Annotated in this window: 11 protein-coding genes; 10 read left to right on the forward strand and 1 reads right to left on the reverse strand. The window is 42.4% G+C overall.

The genetic code is table 11. The features are described from left to right. From ACVBDU_RS19725 to ACVBDU_RS19745, 5 genes are all read left to right on the forward strand, one after another. On the forward strand, window positions 1–1,077 hold the full coding sequence (locus ACVBDU_RS19725; protein WP_447181432.1) for an eCIS core domain-containing protein: 1,077 nt from the start codon (window positions 1–3) through the stop codon (window positions 1,075–1,077). Between the two features lie 5 nt (window positions 1,078–1,082). After that, window positions 1,083–5,288, forward strand: a complete 4,206-nt coding sequence (locus tag ACVBDU_RS19730; RefSeq protein ID WP_447181433.1) for an eCIS core domain-containing protein — start codon at window positions 1,083–1,085, stop codon at window positions 5,286–5,288. Next, window positions 5,281–5,976 (forward strand): hypothetical protein, encoded by a 696-nt coding sequence (locus ACVBDU_RS19735; protein ID WP_447181434.1) that lies wholly within the window; start codon window positions 5,281–5,283, stop codon window positions 5,974–5,976. Before ACVBDU_RS19730 ends, ACVBDU_RS19735 begins: the two co-directional genes overlap by 8 nt. A 24-nt stretch (window positions 5,977–6,000) precedes the next feature. Next, window positions 6,001–6,822, forward strand: a complete 822-nt coding sequence (locus ACVBDU_RS19740) for an N-acetylmuramidase domain-containing protein (RefSeq protein ID WP_447181435.1) — start codon at window positions 6,001–6,003, stop codon at window positions 6,820–6,822. Between the two features lie 249 nt (window positions 6,823–7,071). Beyond that, window positions 7,072–8,388 (forward strand): ATP-binding protein, encoded by a 1,317-nt coding sequence (locus tag ACVBDU_RS19745; RefSeq protein ID WP_447181436.1) that lies wholly within the window; start codon window positions 7,072–7,074, stop codon window positions 8,386–8,388. Window positions 8,389–8,455: 67 nt separating this feature from the next. Here ACVBDU_RS19745 and ACVBDU_RS19750 read toward each other — a convergent pair whose 3' ends face one another. After that, window positions 8,456–8,953 (reverse strand): VOC family protein, encoded by a 498-nt coding sequence (locus ACVBDU_RS19750; protein ID WP_447181437.1) that lies wholly within the window; start codon window positions 8,951–8,953, stop codon window positions 8,456–8,458. 281 nt (window positions 8,954–9,234) lie between these two features. Here ACVBDU_RS19750 and ACVBDU_RS19755 point away from each other — a divergent pair, with 281 nt between their 5' ends. From ACVBDU_RS19755 to ACVBDU_RS19775, 5 genes are all read left to right on the forward strand, one after another. Then, window positions 9,235–9,810: an RNA polymerase sigma factor gene (locus ACVBDU_RS19755; protein WP_447181438.1), complete on the forward strand. Its 576-nt coding sequence runs from the start codon at window positions 9,235–9,237 to the stop codon at window positions 9,808–9,810. 103 nt (window positions 9,811–9,913) lie between these two features. Next, a complete protein-coding gene (locus ACVBDU_RS19760; RefSeq protein WP_447181439.1) occupies window positions 9,914–10,900 on the forward strand; it encodes a FecR family protein in 987 nt (328 codons plus the stop codon). 60 nt (window positions 10,901–10,960) lie between these two features. Beyond that, window positions 10,961–13,588, forward strand: a complete 2,628-nt coding sequence (locus ACVBDU_RS19765; RefSeq protein ID WP_447181440.1) for a TonB-dependent receptor — start codon at window positions 10,961–10,963, stop codon at window positions 13,586–13,588. A gap of 4 nt (window positions 13,589–13,592) precedes the next feature. Next, a complete protein-coding gene (locus ACVBDU_RS19770; RefSeq protein ID WP_447181441.1) occupies window positions 13,593–14,405 on the forward strand; it encodes a DUF4249 domain-containing protein in 813 nt (270 codons plus the stop codon). A 215-nt stretch (window positions 14,406–14,620) separates the two neighbouring features. Beyond that, window positions 14,621–15,916: an IS1380 family transposase gene (locus ACVBDU_RS19775; protein ID WP_447180304.1), complete on the forward strand. Its 1,296-nt coding sequence runs from the start codon at window positions 14,621–14,623 to the stop codon at window positions 15,914–15,916. Window positions 15,917–16,104: the final 188 nt, after the last annotated feature.

The raw sequence follows: 16,104 nt of genomic DNA on the forward strand, positions 1-16,104 counted from the left end.
ATGAGAGAGCTTCAAAAGAAAAAAAATGCAAATACAGCATTCCGGAATGAAAATAAAAACGGATTCTTTGGTGTGCAGGCCAAGTTGAATATAGGGCAGCCCGGGGATAAATACGAACAGGAGGCCGATAATGTTGCAGACAAGGTTGTAAGTAAAACAACCGGGCAGCCTGGTATTCAAAAAATGGAAGGCAAAGAAGAAGAAAAACTACAACAAAAGCCCCTTGCAGAGAGTATTTCTACCGTGCAAAAACAGGAATTAAAAGAAGAGGAACCGGTACAAAAGCAGGAAAACCAGGAGGAAGAAAAAGAAGTGCAGGCAAAATGCGCTGATTGCGAAAAGGAAAAATCGGTGCAGAAAAAGGCGGAAACGGAGAACAATCCTCTTCAAAAGCAGGAGGAGGAAATCCAGGCTAAATCAAAGACTATGCAATTGGGTGTTCCGGATAACAATGAACTGGAGAGTAAACTTTCCGACAAAAAAGGAATGGGTAACAAGATGAATACCGGGGAAAAGCAGCAAATGGAAGCCGGTTTCGGTGCCGATTTCAGTGATGTGAATATCCATACAGACAGCAATGCTGAACAAATGAGTGAGCAACTTGGTGCACAAGCTTTTACCCATGGTAATGATATTTACTTTAACAAGGGAAAATACAATCCCGGTTCCACTGAAGGTAAACATCTACTGGCCCATGAGTTAACACATACCATTCAACAGGGAACAAATAGATCCCATCCAAACGTACAGGCGAGTTTTAGCAGTACTATAAGCATAAAACACCGCTTTTTACAAAGCAGGGTGTTTGATGTCAATGGCGGTTTTGTCCGCGCAATGATAGATTCCAATTGGAATCCTCCCGGTTGCGCGAGCATATCCCACTTAAGCGTCACACTTGTAAAACAGGTGGATAATTGGTTCGATTCTGAACAGGGTACAAAAAGATTTTCCATTGGCGGACCTGATACCAAAACATGGTCCGATCTGGAAAATGGCAGGTATTACCTTCAGTTTTGGTTTGCCGGCAATACCAATCCTCATTGCGAATTATCAGGTCCCATAACCGTAACCACATAATTCTTATGCGAGCTTTTGCCAAAAAATCAGGGACTACTACCAATCTGGCCTCCAGCAATAAGGGTCACGAGGATTTTTTTGGTGTACAGGCTAAACTCAATATTGGTAAAGCTGACGACAAATACGAACGTGAAGCGGACTATACTGCCGACAAGGTGGTTCAACAATCGGAAAGCCTTTCACTTATAGAGAATAACGCTCCTCTTTTCTCTCCTTCTATTCAACGGCAAGAAACAAATGAACAAGAAGTTCAACAAAAACCAATTGTAGATTCTATAAGTCAGGTTACTCAGTTAAAACCGGAAGAAGATGTTCAGGAAAAGGAAGACAAAGACATTCAAGAAAAAGAGGAGGAGAAAAGCCAATCCTTACAAATGTCGGGGGGAGATGATAATCCTTCATTAAAAAGTGACTTAAACCACTCAAAAGGAGGAGGAAGTCCGCTTTCAAACAGCATCAAAAATGAGATGGAATCAGGTTTTGGTGCCGACTTTAGTGAGGTTAGCATTCATAACGACAGTAAGGCCGTTCAAATGAATAAAGAGTTGGGTTCCCAAGCATTTACCAATGGGAATGACATTTATTTTAACGAAGGTAAATACAATCCGGACACCCATACAGGAAAACATTTATTAGCACATGAGTTGACGCATACGGTGCAGCAAGGAGCCGCTCATACTTCGAATACCGTTCAAAAATCTGAAGAACCAAACAATCCTACAGTAGGAGCACCAACACAGGCAGTTGATATTACTAATAGATTGCAGTTAACCGATGATTGGTTGGCTTACATAGAAGAATCCAGAAGACAGCATTTTGATATAAAAGTTAAGATTGGAACCCAATTTGAAGGAACTATCAAGATTCGAAAAAGAAGAAGGCCAGCCGAAGGAGAGCCTCAAAAATTTGAGCTCTCAAATAGTCGAAGAAACAACACACTGAATGTTATCGGGATGGACTTTTTAAACCCGCTAAAAAATGCAGGGGTGTATCCTGTACTTGTGCTGAATAGCTTTGGAGAAGAACAAACCACTACCGGATTTTTAAGCATTAGAACAGGAGAAAGAGTAGTCCCTAATGTATTAGGTATTATCCAGGGAATAAACGATCATCTTGAGGAAATGAGCTTTTTAGGCCTAAGTCCAATAGAAGTTGCCGAAGGTTTGGAAAACAGGTTTGAAAATGGAGGTTTACAATTCAGGGCTAACAACTTATCTACAAATATTGATGGATACATAGAAGCAACGGGCAGTTTGGGCATCACGGATTCCAATCTAAGTTTTGAATTAAACTCGACGGTTGATATAGCAGGTTTGGCATCGGGAGAGTTTAATGTAGCAAGAGGGGCCGATGGGAAGCTAAGCGGGCAAGCCAATATAAGTGCCGATATCGCGAATATAAATGCATCTTTAACTGTTGAATATGATGATGGGGCGGTAACAATTCAAGGTACCGGAAGGATGAATTCTGACAAATTTTCAGGAGCCATTACACTACTGGTTACCGATAGTGCACGTTCCCGTCAAATAATGCACGCTGCCCTTGGGGTAGAAACCATGGAGCAAGAAGCAGAAGTACCGGCTCAAGAGCGAGCAGCCGTTTCAAAAACGAAAGACAATCAGGTATTAGCAGGTTGGGGTGAAGTACAAGCAACCATAACCCCCTGGTTGGAGGGAACAGCTAAAATAGGAATCGACAACGAAGGACACGTCACCATTGTAGGAGAAATAGTTGTTCCGGATGAGATAGAGTTGATGGAGCAGCGAGGCAAGAAAGTTGACCTATTTGATGTAGAAATACGAGCTGGTTATGGTATTCCGCTGGTAGGACAAGTGTTTTTGTTTGCAAGTGTAGGAATGTTTGTCAATACAGGTTTTGGGCCTTTAGTCTTAAAAAATGTTGGATTTACCGGCACCTACTCTACCGATCCTTCGGTATTACAAGAATTTAGTATTACCGGGACCTTAGGAATCAATGCTTTTGCAGTACTAGGACTAGAAGCTGAAGCAGGAGTGGGAGTTACTTTAATAGGACATGATGTAAAAGCAGGAGTTAATGTTACTGCGGCTGCAGGTTTACGAGCGTACGCAGAAGCCACCCCTACTTTTGAGTATAAAGAAGAAGCCACTCCCGAAGGAGGAAAAGTAGGAGAATCGAGACTAAAAGGACATTTTGAAGCAGCAGCTCAGTTATTTTTACAATTATCAGGCGCTTTATTTTACGAACTAGATAGTCCATGGTGGTCCCCCGCTCCTGACGGCAGGGAAGAATTCCCCCTGGGAGAGGTACAATACCCTATCGGTGATAGTTTAGGTATTGGGGCAGATGTAGATTGGCTTGTGGGAGGTGAAGAACCGCCGGAATTAACCCTATCCCCGGTTGAATTTGACCCCGATAAATTTACGGCAGATGTAATGGCCGACCCACCCCCCAGAACTATGGGAGATAGTGAATCGAGCCCCGAAGGAGAATGGGAAGATGAAAATGCAAACAACAATCAAAGTGAGAATCCGGAAGTTACAGGTGAAGGTGAGGGATTGCCACCCAATGGTAACAGAGAAGAAGACCTCAGCAACCTTTCGGATCAACAAAAGTATATGAGGGCATTAGACGAACTCTCCCAATTGGAAAATACCAACCCAAAACCAATAATTGGGGCAGTAGAAGATAAAATCAGGACGGTAAAACGAAGGTATGGTATCGGTAGGATTCAAATTAGAAATGAAGAAACTGAAAGCGTTGCTATTTATGTAGAACACGGAGAAGAAAATAACAGCAGACATTTATTAGAAATACCTTTAATGAGTGAGGCTGAAAAAAGAAGACTGATCGATGAAGGGCTAAGGGCCTTACATCAAAAAGAAAGGGAAAAGGCAGAAAATGGGGTGATTACACGCGCCAATGCAGAAGCGGTTGCAAGAGAAGTAGAGTCAGAATTTCAAGTGTTTATATCGGTAAGAATTACGGATGGAGAAGATAGTTGGGATTATATTATTAATTACGGAAATGAAAGTAGAACTGAGGTAGGCAGAACAAAATCAAATAATTCAGAAGAACAAGATACTGAACAGAGTGGAATAAATACAAGCTCAGAAGTAGAGAGCATCCTGGGAATGTCTAAATCTATTAATACAGATGGCGGACATACCTTGAAAATTGAAGGAACATTAGAAAGGGTAGAAATAAATGTTTATAGTGAAAAACAAACTCTGAATAGTTTATTAAACGATAAAAGACAAGAAATCCACAATAACCGTGAATCTGACTCAGAATATGAGGCAAAGTCACGAGCGATCGAACGCTTATTTAGTGAAAAAAGAGTATTAGGGACAAAAATTGGTGCTTATAAAAGAGCAGTAGATAACGCATATTCACCAGGGGGCGGCAATGAGCCAATAAGAAATGTCTATAATTTAATAGTGACAAGCTTAACAAATATAGCTGCAGATTTAGTCATAGTCGGTGTTCTAAAACATACAATAGAACTCCCAGTTTCCAGAGTTTCTTTTGAAACAGATAGTAAAGGAAGAGCATATATGTTGAGAGCCGCTCCGTTATCTAAAATACCTGGCAACACTAGAGGTTCTACACCGACGCAAAATCCACAGGGATGGATTAATATTCCAGTCTCTTTAAGAAGAAGTGGAGCGTGGGTAAGAGCTCATATGTTAAATCATAGGCTACATGGGCCAGGTACAAGAGAGAATCTTTTTCCGGGCACGCGAGATATTAACTTAAGAGATATGGAAAATCAAGTAGAACAATATGCTAAAGAAGCTGTTTGGGATAACAGTCAGGTTATCTATTATAATGTTGATGTTTCATATGGAAATACAGGTATGTTTGAAGACATACCAACTGTAATCACTATGAGATATGGACCTTTTAACACAGAAACAAATACACTAGAAAGTCCGGCAATTAACAAAAGGTTTACACAAAACCCTCCAACTATAATTGAAAAGGTTACAGTAAATGGATCAAGCTCAGGAACCTTAAATTCAAAAGCCAAAGCTGAAGGGGGTAACAATGGGACAGGTTTGTCCGGCTTCTTTGATAGGCTGGTAAGAGGAAGGCCAGAAGGAGGATATCAAAACATAGTACAAGTGAGGTCTATTGTTTCTGATTTATATAATAATCAAGATGCATTTATGTCTGCTTTTGTTAAGTTCAATAATTTGATTATTACAAATGTTTTAGAGTATGATTAACGTAAATGATTTTTTTTTAGTTAAGATGTTAGAGGAAGTAGGATATGCTTTCGAACATGGAGTAATTATAAAAACACCGGTAACATATGCGCTGCCGTCTCAAGGAATTGAGAAAAACGAATTGATTTTACCTGAAAATTTAATTGATTTTTATGAACAAACATCAAAATTAGAAGTTTTATGGGAGTTACAAGATACTGTAGAGAACACAAGGCAGTTTAAAAATGACAAATGGTTAAAAGAAAAATATTTAGATAATAATTATAGCTGGGGTGTAGTACACGAGTATTTAAGTGGATATATAAATATTACAAAATCAGAAGATATATCTAATTCGGGTTTCTGTAAAGAACAAGGGTATTATTACACGTTATCTAATATAGAAGAGAATCAAGATGATTTTTTCCCTTTTGATATATGTTGGAGTTTAACAGCCTGTTTAAAAAAAGAAGGGAACAAAATAATAGATAATATATGGTTAGTTCATACAGATGCAAATACTATATATAATATGAAAATCAACATAAAAGAATATTTAACCCTTGCATACCAAGCCAAATCATTTCATTATTGGCAGTTAATCTATTTATTTAAAGAAAAGTCAGAATACTATGAATTAATGAAACGGTTTTTACCCAAAATACTACCTCACATAAAATTAGATTTAAAAGCTTTCGGAATAGAGTAAAATTATATTGTAAAAGACATTCTTATGAAAACCATTAAATACCGCTCCACCGGCCCCGATGTACGTTTCCTGGAAGAGATCCTGGAAAAGAAGGGCTATACCGTAGTAGTTTCCGATTATTTCAGTAAGGATACCGATGCCGCCGTACGGGATTTTCAGCAAAAGAACAGCCTGGTCGTAGACGGTATTGTAGGCTTGAAAACCTGGTCTAAGCTTCTGGAATCGGAAAAAGATATACTGCGGCATAACGACAAGCTGTTGGCTGAGCAGGACCTTGTGGATTTCGCCCAGTATTACGGTCTGGAACTCGCCGCCGTAAAAGCGGTAAATGAAGTGGAAAGCAGTGGCAGGGGGTTCCTGGTGGACGGACGCCCTAAAATACTTTTCGAGGGCCATGTGTTCTGGAAAGAGCTGACAAAAAGAGGTATTGATCCGCAGCAGTTCCTCTCATCCCGTACGGCCAATGTCCTGTATAAAAACTGGACCAAAAAATATTATGTCGGTGGTGCGGGAGAATATCACCGCCTGGAAAAAGCTGCCGGGATGTCCGACCTTCAGGAAGTCCACGATGCTGCTTACAGCGCCGCTTCTTGGGGAACATTCCAGGTTATGGGTTACCATGCTCAAAGCCTGGGGTATATGTCTGTAGACCACTTTGTAGCCACGCATTACGAACACGAAAGAGAACACCTGAAAGCCTTTGGCAAATACCTGGAAGTAAATCATCTCATCAACGCTATTAAGAATAAGGACTGGGCTGCTTTTGCAAAAGGTTATAACGGGCCGGGATATAAAGAGAACCGCTATGATGAGAAGCTGTTAAAGGCATATAGCCGGTATAAATAAACTACGCTGCACTGAAACCTGCAGAGGTTTTGACGCGCCATGAAATTGGTTGTTGGTTATTGAGTTATTTAGGTTACTCAGTTAATTAAGCAACAAGCATAAACCAAATAACTTAACGCCCCATCGACCTGATAAATAATGAGACTATAATTTTTTCGCACAATTAATGCGCGGCAATAATCCCGCCCCAATAGTTATCGGGAGCAGGGATTTAACGCTCAACTGAAAACCAATAAAAACCTGAAAGCAATGAAACCATTTTTTGACCTCTTAAAAAATGCCCTGGAGTACCGGATGCACATTGCTTTCGGAACGGGAGAAAATGCTGCCAAACCCTGTTTTTGTCCCCCCCGGGATGAATTTGATCTCTCCTCTCCCCTGGCGCGTTTTGTATCCGAACACCGCCTGGACGACCGGGATCTGCTCCTGCTCCTGCTCGCCCTCATACCTCACCTGTCTCCGAATTATCTCAGCGATATCGTATCCGGGTTTTTGCCTAACGGTGGGGAATTTCCTCTCTTCGGAGGTGTAAAGGCCAAAAACCACCGGGGCATTCTTCCCACCGGAGAAACCGCTCTTTTTCTATTGGCCGGTGGCGATATGGAAGAACGTGTACAAGCCATAGAATTTATACACAGCGAATCCCTTTTATTCCGAAAAAATATTCTCTCCGTGGAGGAAGTTCCCATCGGCGAACCTAAAATGAGCGGTAAACTGATCCTGGATGAAGAATATACGGAACTACTTACCACAGGCAATATACTTAAACCGAAACTCAGTACCAACTTTCCCGCACAGCTACTGGAGACCGAAATGGAATGGGAAGACCTGGTCCTGAACCAAAAGACCCTCAAACAAATAAAAGAAATAGAATCCTGGCTTCACTATAATGATATATTGCTGAACGAATGGAACATGAAAGGAAAGATAAAACCGGGATACCGGGTCATGTTATACGGCCCTCCCGGAACCGGAAAAACACTCACGGCGAGTTTACTGGGCAAATATACAGACCGGGATGTATACCGCATAGATTTATCTCTCGTAGTATCCAAATACATCGGGGAAACAGAGAAGAACCTTTCTTCCCTGTTTGACAAGGCTATCAATAAGGACTGGATATTGTTTTTTGACGAAGCGGATGCTATTTTCGGAAAACGGACCAATGTCCGTGACGCCCATGACAAATACGCTAACCAGGAAGTTTCCTATCTCCTTCAGCGCATAGAGTCTCATCCGGGGCTGGTGATACTGGCCTCCAATCTGAAAAGTAATATCGATACCGCATTCAGCAGGCGTTTTCAATCTATCATAGATTTTGAAATGCCCTCCTATGCGGAACGTTTGCTACTGTGGCAGAACAACCTGCCCGAAAAGATCCCCCTGGCAAAAGATGTCTGCCTGAAGGAGCTTTCCCGGAAATACGACGTTACCGGGGCTAATATTGTCAACATTATACAGTATACCTGTTTGAAAACCCTGGAACAACAACAGGATACGATCCACCTGGAAGACATTGTGAGCGGTATCAAGAAAGAGTATGTAAAAGAAGGTAAAATGCTTTAAAAGGGCCATAATCATTCTTCGAAACAAAATTATAAACAGCAAAAAGGCGGGTAAATTGTCTGCTAGATCAGGTGCTTTCCAGTTCGGCCAGCAAATCCCGTAAATGCAACGGCCTGGTATACATATAAAGGGAACCATCCGCTTTTAACGGCCACTCTTCCCTCGGGCGGTCCCAATACAATTCCACCCCGTTACCATCCGGATCGTCCAGATACAGGGCTTCGGATACCCCGTGATCTGCCGCGCCGGTAAGAGGATATTCTGCCCTTTGTAACCTGCTATAGATCAATGCAAGGTCTTTACGGGTAGGATATAGGATTGCCGTGTGAAAAAGCCCTGTAGCGTTCGCTGCCGGTTGTATCCCGTTTTTACTGTGCCAGGTATTCAGACCTATGTGGTGGTGATACCCCCCGGCGGAAATAAATGCAGCATCTTCACCATAGGTAGTCATCAGTTCGAACCCCAGTAAATCACAGTAAAATGCCAGAGCTTTTTTAATATCCGAAACTTTCAGGTGCACATGCCCTATTCTCGTTCCTCCGGGAACTTTATACGTATCAGTCATAATATGTTTTATACTGTCCGGAAACATCATTGTTTTGGCCGGAGTTTTGTATATCAAAGATAGTATTTCTGAAGAGACATATCTCCTCACTCCTGTCCGGACAGCAAGGCAAAAGCTTTGGGTATAATTTGGATAACCGGTTCGGAAATAAAATATCCGGAATAACTGGTTTCTCCGATTTTTTAAAAAAATTTAACAGCCCGTATGAAATAATTAGTTTTACTTTCGTGTTTCTAAAGGATATTTCCTTTTAAACCGTACGCCAAAACCTTTTCAGTTTCATGGATAATACCCCGGATTCCGTTTTGATCGAATTGTTGTCACAGGACAACGAAAAGGCGTTCACTGTTCTCTATTACAGGTATGCGGGAAGAATAAAAGGCTTTCTGTACCGGCTGCGGCTGAATACACATACCGATGATGTTATCCAGGAAACTTTTGTCACGATCTGGAGAAAACGCCGCGATATGGATGCGTCCGGTGCTATAGAAGCGTACATCTTCACTATAGCCAGGAACCTTGCCCTGAAATCCCTGAAAAAAGAATTGCAATATACTATTTCCGATCTTCCTGCTATGGATATCCCCGACCTGGCGGACGCGGAAAGTACAATGACCAAAGAAGCTTTTCACATGGCACTGGAAGCTTCTATAGAAAAACTGCCCGAACGCCCCCGGGAGATTCTCATTCTGAAGCGTATAAAAGGGTTATCTACGGAAGAAATAGCCCGTGAGCTAGGCATCAGCAAAAGCACCGTAGAAAATCACATGAACCGCGCCCTGTCCACACTTAAGGAAGAACTCTCCGGTTTTTCTACCATTTCCCTGTTGCTACTCGAAATATATTTCCTGCGTTAAAAAGCGCTCTTTTCTTATTTAACATCCATTTAACAAAAAACCATTAGGTGTTTTTACCACTTTGCGGATATACCCTATGACGCAAGCCTTAAAAGCAACGTAAATGGATCGATTAAACGTATTGTGGCAAAAATATCTCCGGAACGAATTGTCCGGTGAAGAAACCAGGCAATTACTGGAAGCTATGGAAAAGGGGGAAAACCAACTGTTCTTTTCCCGGTTGATGGAAAAAGAATGGGATGCTGCCGAAAAGGAAAATACAGCAACTCCGGAAACCGAATTACTGCAAAAGATAAAAGCTGAGCTCGGAATAAAACAACGCAGGCGCCCTCTATTCCCTTATGCCGCCGTTGCAGCCTGTTTACTGCTTCTGTTTGGATTGACAGCCTGGTGGGGCACCTCGGAATTCCTGGGAAATGAAGATTTCATAAGGTTGGAAGTAGCCGCAGGACAACCTGCAGAAGCTTTTACCCTCCCGGATAGTTCCGTGGTTTGGCTCAACTCGGCAACCGTACTGGAATATCGCAAGGATTTTACGGATGCGAGGGACATAAAACTGGAAGGGGAAGCTTATTTTAAAGTCTCTCCGGATCGTACCAACCCTTTTCGTGTAAAGTTCCGCGACAACCAACTTTTGGTCACGGGAACCCGCTTTGTCATAAAAGCCTACACAAACGAAATACTGTCACGGGTAGATGTAGAGGAAGGAAGTGTAAGGGTCTATCACGATTCCGACAGTACCGGCCTGCAGAAGAATAACAGCCTCGTCATTGATGAATATAACCATACGGCTATATTCCGCCTTTCCGACTTTACCGGGGCCAACGCCTGGAAAGACGGCCTGCTAAGCTTCAATAATATCTCCCTTGGGGAAAGCCTGAATACCCTGGAAAGATATTTCGATATAGATATAGATACCGGAACTCTTTCCGGTACCACAATGAAAAAACACATTACCGCTACGTATCCTGCCGGGACACCGCTTGAAGAAGTCATGGAAGGACTACGTCATTTACTGGACATCCATTATGAATTTACAGGCTCCGGAACGCTGAAAGTTAACGAGATCCGTGAAACAGATGATTACTGAATAGATGTTACACTCCTTTTCTGTCAAAATAATAACAAACACTAAATCTAAAAACCACGTATGAATTCTTTTTTTAAAAGAGCGTGTCTCTTTGTATTCTTCGCATACAGTTGCATTCCTGCCCTGATGGGCCAGGAAGATGGCATTCCGGACAATGTCAAGGTAAACATCAGTCCCGGTAATTTAAAGTCCGTACTGGACCAAATACAACAACATACCTCCTATTCTTTTGCCTATAATAATGAAGAAATAGCCCGGGTAACCGATGCAGGAATACAACAGGGCGAATACCGTCTTGCCGAAATATTAAAAACGCTGGAACGAAAACACCGGCTGGATTTTCAGAACAGGAACGGGGTGATCTATGTAAAGCGAAAAAAAACGCAAACACCCCGGGAAGTCAAAGGACGTGTGCTTGATGAGTCCGGACAACCACTGCCGCAGGCAAATATCATAGAAAAGGGAACTTCCAATGGCGTGGTAACAGATATGAACGGTAATTTCAGAATGAGAATTTCCGGGACGGATGCCATTCTGCTTATCTCCTACCTGGGTTATCTGACCCGTGAAATACGGCCGGGAGATAAATCTGTTATCCAGGTTGATCTTGATCCGGATGCCTCTATACTCGATGAGGTAGTGGTCACCGACCGCAGGAATATCACGGAGATCAAAAAACCGCAAATGAGCGTAAACCGGCTTTCGGCCGAACAGATCAAACGGACCCCGGTAGTACTCGGAGAGTCCGATCCGTTAAAATCACTGTTACAGCTTCCGGGGGTTACCAATGCCGGTGAAGCATCCTCGGGTTTTAATGTCCGTGGAGGTGCGGCCGACCAGAACCTCATATTGCTGGACGGTTCTCCTATGTTCAGCGACTCTCATCTTTTCGGATTCTTTTCGGTATTCAACGCCGATGTCATCAGCGAAATGGACCTATATAAGGGAGGTATTCCCGCCGGTTTCGGCGGACGTGTTTCTTCCGTTCTGGATGTACATCAGAAAAACGGCGACTACCAGGATTTTCACATGAACGGGGGTATAGGATTAATATCGAGCAGGTTACTGGCAGAAGGTCCCATTGCAAAAGGAAAAGGTTCGTTTCTCGTTGCAGGAAGAAGTTCCTACGCACACCTTTTTTTAAAGCTTGCGGACAATGACAACTCCGCGTACTTTTACGACCTGAATACGAGACTGAATTACAGGTTCAATGAGAACAATACATTATTTGTGTCCGGATATCTGGGCAGGGATATTTTCAACTTCAGCGATAATTTTTCCAGTTCGTATGGAAACACTATGCTGAACCTCCGCTGGAAACACGATTTTTCCGACAACCTCAGTTCCGACTTGTCGTTGATATACAGCGATTATCGCTTTGGCCTGGAACTGGAATCTCAGGATTTCGTATGGGATAACGCCATTGAAACCTACAGTGCCAAATACGACATGAGGTACTATTTATGGGAAAATTTCAATCTTCATTTCGGTGCCCATGCCACTTATTACGATTTTAATCCCGGGACATTAAAACCAAACGGGGATAATTCCTCTATCAACTTTGAGCAGTTGGATAAAAAATATGCCCTGGAACCCGCTTTTTATATAGATGCCGAACATAAGATATCTGAAAAATTATCGGTACGGTACGGTTTGCGGTACAGCATGTTCTACAGGTACGGGCAGGAAGATGTCAATATTTATGAAAATGACCGGGCAGTTGTTTTTAATCCCACTTTCCGTATCTATGAAGAAGGTACCCCTACAGGTTCCGTACATTATGACAGTGGAGAAACCATAGCGAGCTTCGACAATTTCGAACCTCGGGTAGGAATATCTTATGCCTTTAACGACAACACATCCGTAAAAGCCAGTTATAACCGGATGTCGCAATACCTGCACTTGCTTTCCAACACCCAGTCTCCTACTCCGATTAATATCTGGACCCCCAGCGGCCCTTTTATAGAACCACAACTTCTGGACCAGGTAGCATTGGGGTATTTCAAAAATTTTAAAGAAGATGCCTATTCTCTGGAAACCGAAGTTTTTTACAAACAAGTTAAAAATCGTATCGATTATATTGATGGCGCGGAACTTATTGCCAATAACGATATTGAGCAGGTGATCCTGAACGGGGAAGCCCGTTCCTACGGACTGGAAGTATTGCTCCGGAAAAATACCGGCAGGCTTACAGGATGGATCGCCTATACGCTCTCCCGTGCAGAGCAGAAGACCCCCGGACGCACACCGGAAGAAACGGGGATCAACAACGGAAACTGGTACCTGTCTCCCTACGATAAGCTCCATAATCTTTCCGTAACCGGGGGATACGAACTCAATGACAAATGGTCTTTCGGGGCCAATTTTACATTCCAGACCGGGCAACCTTATACTTTTCCGAAAGGACAATACGAGATCGGTGGAATCAAAGTTCCCAATTACACCTCGAGAAACGAAGACAGGCTTCCTTCCTATCATCACCTGGACGTTTCTGCTACCTATACCCCGAAACCACAAAAGAAAAAGGGCTGGCAGGGCGAATGGGTCTTTGGTATTTACAACCTGTACAGCCGGAAGAATTCGGCTTCCGTCAGCTTCCGTCCCAATGAGGACACCGGCGTAAACGAAGCAGTCCGCCTTTCCATATTTGGCATTATTCCCAGTGTATCCTATAACTTTAAATTTTAAGAACATGGCCTCTTTCAAACATATTTTTCTTTTTAGTATACTGGCATGTCTGGTTTCATGCGAAGACGTAGTGGATATTGACCTGGATACCGAGGAGCCTCGATTGGTCATTGATGCAGGTATAGAATGGATAAAAGGCACCGACGGAAGCCGGCAAACCATCAGACTAAGTACCACTACCGATTATTATTCCGGGGAAATTCCTCCGGTTTCCGGCGCTGTGGTATATGTGAGCAATAACGATGGTGCAACCTTTGATTTTACAGAGACTCCCGGAACAGGAATATACGTTTGTACTGATTTTACGCCTGTTATCGGGGAAACATACGGACTAACCGTTATCGTGGACGAACAGACCTACACCGCAAGTGAAAAACTGGTAAATGTTCCCGAAATTACCCGAATAGAACAGGATTATGACGGTGGCTTCATGGAAGATAATATTGAAGTGAAATTTTATTATCAGGACAACCCCGAGGAAAATAACCACTACATGGCTAAATTCAACACCGACTTCCTTATTTACCCGGAATACAATATCGATGACGATAAATTTACTCAGGGAAATGAAATGTTCAATAGTTTCAGCCATGAAGACCTCGAGATCGGTAATCGGGTCGATATAAGCTTATACGGAATTTCCGAACGTTTTTACAGTTATATGTCCTTAATCCTGGAAACTGCCAATGGTAATCCTTTCAGTACTCCACCTGCCAATGTAAGGGGGAACATCATAAATGCTACCGATGAAACTAATTACGCCTATGGCTATTTCCGGCTTTCCGAAGTGGACGAACGTTCGTATGTCGTGGAGTGATCCGTTAAAAACACAAAATCAACTACCTCGGGGCAAGCCTGCGAGGTAGTTAAATGAACAAACCTTAGCTCATTTCGATGCAGAGCCCTTCGATATCCCGATAATTCCTAACATCCGTAAGATACTTTATAAAACCAACCGCAAACCTTTATAAGCAAAGTGTTTGCGGTTTTCGGTATTTTCACCTAAATTGGTGTTGCTAGAAAAATACCACGATGAAAATACAAAAAAGTAAACCTATTTCTGCTTTTGGCGGATTAAATTTTGTTTTAGAGTATCTCTCGGCATCCGGTATAGGTAAATTATTGGATAATAACCTGCCAGAGCTTGCGCCCCAATCCAAATATTCCTGGAGCGATGTCTTGTATTCATTGCTAAGCATTTACTTATGTGGTGGCGACTGTATCGAGGATCTTCAAACCCATCTTAAACATCATTTCAAAGGCAATCCTTACCTGAATATGCCTAGTTCCGACACGATGCTACGGCGTATAGGTAATTTATCCGAACCCACTGCCCAATGTAAGACCAAAAGAGGTTCTGTACTTCACACATACAGCACCCACTCGGTCTTGGGGCAATTGAACATGGAGGTATTGAAACATTTGGGTGTTTTTAAACAAAAGGAACTCCTGGTGGATTATGACAATACCATCATTTTCAATAAAAAAAAGGATAGTAAAATGACCTATAAGCGTGCCCCGGGGTATCAACCCGGGGTCTGCACCATTAATGAGAACCAGGTCCTTTACATAGAAAACAGGAACGGGAACAGTGACGCAAAGTCCTTTCAGTGGGATACATTATCTCGCCTGTTCCATTTGTTGGAAGCTAATATAGACCGTAAAATTGACCACTTCAGGGCCGATGCTGCTTCCTATCAATATGATGTTGTGAAATTAGTGCAACAAAAGGTAAGGTACTTTTACATTGGCTGTAAAAACAGTTATGTGGAAAAATATTTCAAAAAAGTAGAAAGTTGGGACACCATATCGGATGCCAATAATAACGTTATGGAAATTGGACAGGTTTTAGTGACCCCATTCGAACAACAGGCCAAAAAGGCCGGGGAAAAACCTGTCCAATACAGACTGGTGGTCAAGCGGTCGTTCAAACCTACAAAACAAACCGATGCTTTTACCGGGGATGCTTATCAATACCGCGCCATACTCACCAATAACCTTGAACTCCATATCACCGAACTGGTTCGGCTCTACAATCACAGGGGGAACATGGAGCGTCAGTTTGATATCCTCAAGAACGATTTCGGGTGGGACGGGATGCCTTTCTCCGCCTTGGGCAAGAATACCGTTTTTTTATATTTAACAGCAATCTGCCGCAACCTTTACCATCATATCATGGAATGCTTTTCCTCCAAATACAAAACACTAAAGCCTTGCTATCGTGTTAAAAAATTCCTTTTTAGGTTTATCCTCCTGCCATCAAAATGGATAAAACGTTCCAGACAAGTATCCCTCAGGGTTTATGGAAATATGCCCTTAAAAACTTAGCTGGCAAAAACAAAAACGCTCCGTAAAATAATGACCTCCACAGAGAAAGTATAAAAACTTTAACAGGGGAAGTATGCCCCAACATTTAAAAAGATATCGGAAACCTACAAAAAAAGCAACGTTTAATCCTTAAAGCACCAAAATCAAAACGGGGGGTAATGATTTACTATAGACATGCGGATTTTAGG

This window comes from Sinomicrobium endophyticum, from assembly GCF_052983315.1.

What these genes read in the sequence shown, in the direction of transcription:
- ACVBDU_RS19770 (WP_447181441.1), top strand. Translation starts at nt 13,593, where the DNA reads ATGGCCTCTTTCAAACATATTTTTCTTTTTAGTATACTGGCATGTCTG.
- ACVBDU_RS19775 (WP_447180304.1), top strand. Translation starts at nt 14,621, where the DNA reads ATGAAAATACAAAAAAGTAAACCTATTTCTGCTTTTGGCGGATTAAAT.
- ACVBDU_RS19735 (WP_447181434.1), top strand. Translation starts at nt 5,281, where the DNA reads ATGATTAACGTAAATGATTTTTTTTTAGTTAAGATGTTAGAGGAAGTA.
- ACVBDU_RS19745 (WP_447181436.1), top strand. Translation starts at nt 7,072, where the DNA reads ATGAAACCATTTTTTGACCTCTTAAAAAATGCCCTGGAGTACCGGATG.
- ACVBDU_RS19750 (WP_447181437.1), bottom strand. Translation starts at nt 8,953, where the DNA reads ATGACTGATACGTATAAAGTTCCCGGAGGAACGAGAATAGGGCATGTG.
- ACVBDU_RS19755 (WP_447181438.1), top strand. Translation starts at nt 9,235, where the DNA reads ATGGATAATACCCCGGATTCCGTTTTGATCGAATTGTTGTCACAGGAC.
- ACVBDU_RS19760 (WP_447181439.1), top strand. Translation starts at nt 9,914, where the DNA reads ATGGATCGATTAAACGTATTGTGGCAAAAATATCTCCGGAACGAATTG.
- ACVBDU_RS19725 (WP_447181432.1), top strand. Translation starts at nt 1, where the DNA reads ATGAGAGAGCTTCAAAAGAAAAAAAATGCAAATACAGCATTCCGGAAT.
- ACVBDU_RS19765 (WP_447181440.1), top strand. Translation starts at nt 10,961, where the DNA reads ATGAATTCTTTTTTTAAAAGAGCGTGTCTCTTTGTATTCTTCGCATAC.
- ACVBDU_RS19740 (WP_447181435.1), top strand. Translation starts at nt 6,001, where the DNA reads ATGAAAACCATTAAATACCGCTCCACCGGCCCCGATGTACGTTTCCTG.
- ACVBDU_RS19730 (WP_447181433.1), top strand. Translation starts at nt 1,083, where the DNA reads ATGCGAGCTTTTGCCAAAAAATCAGGGACTACTACCAATCTGGCCTCC.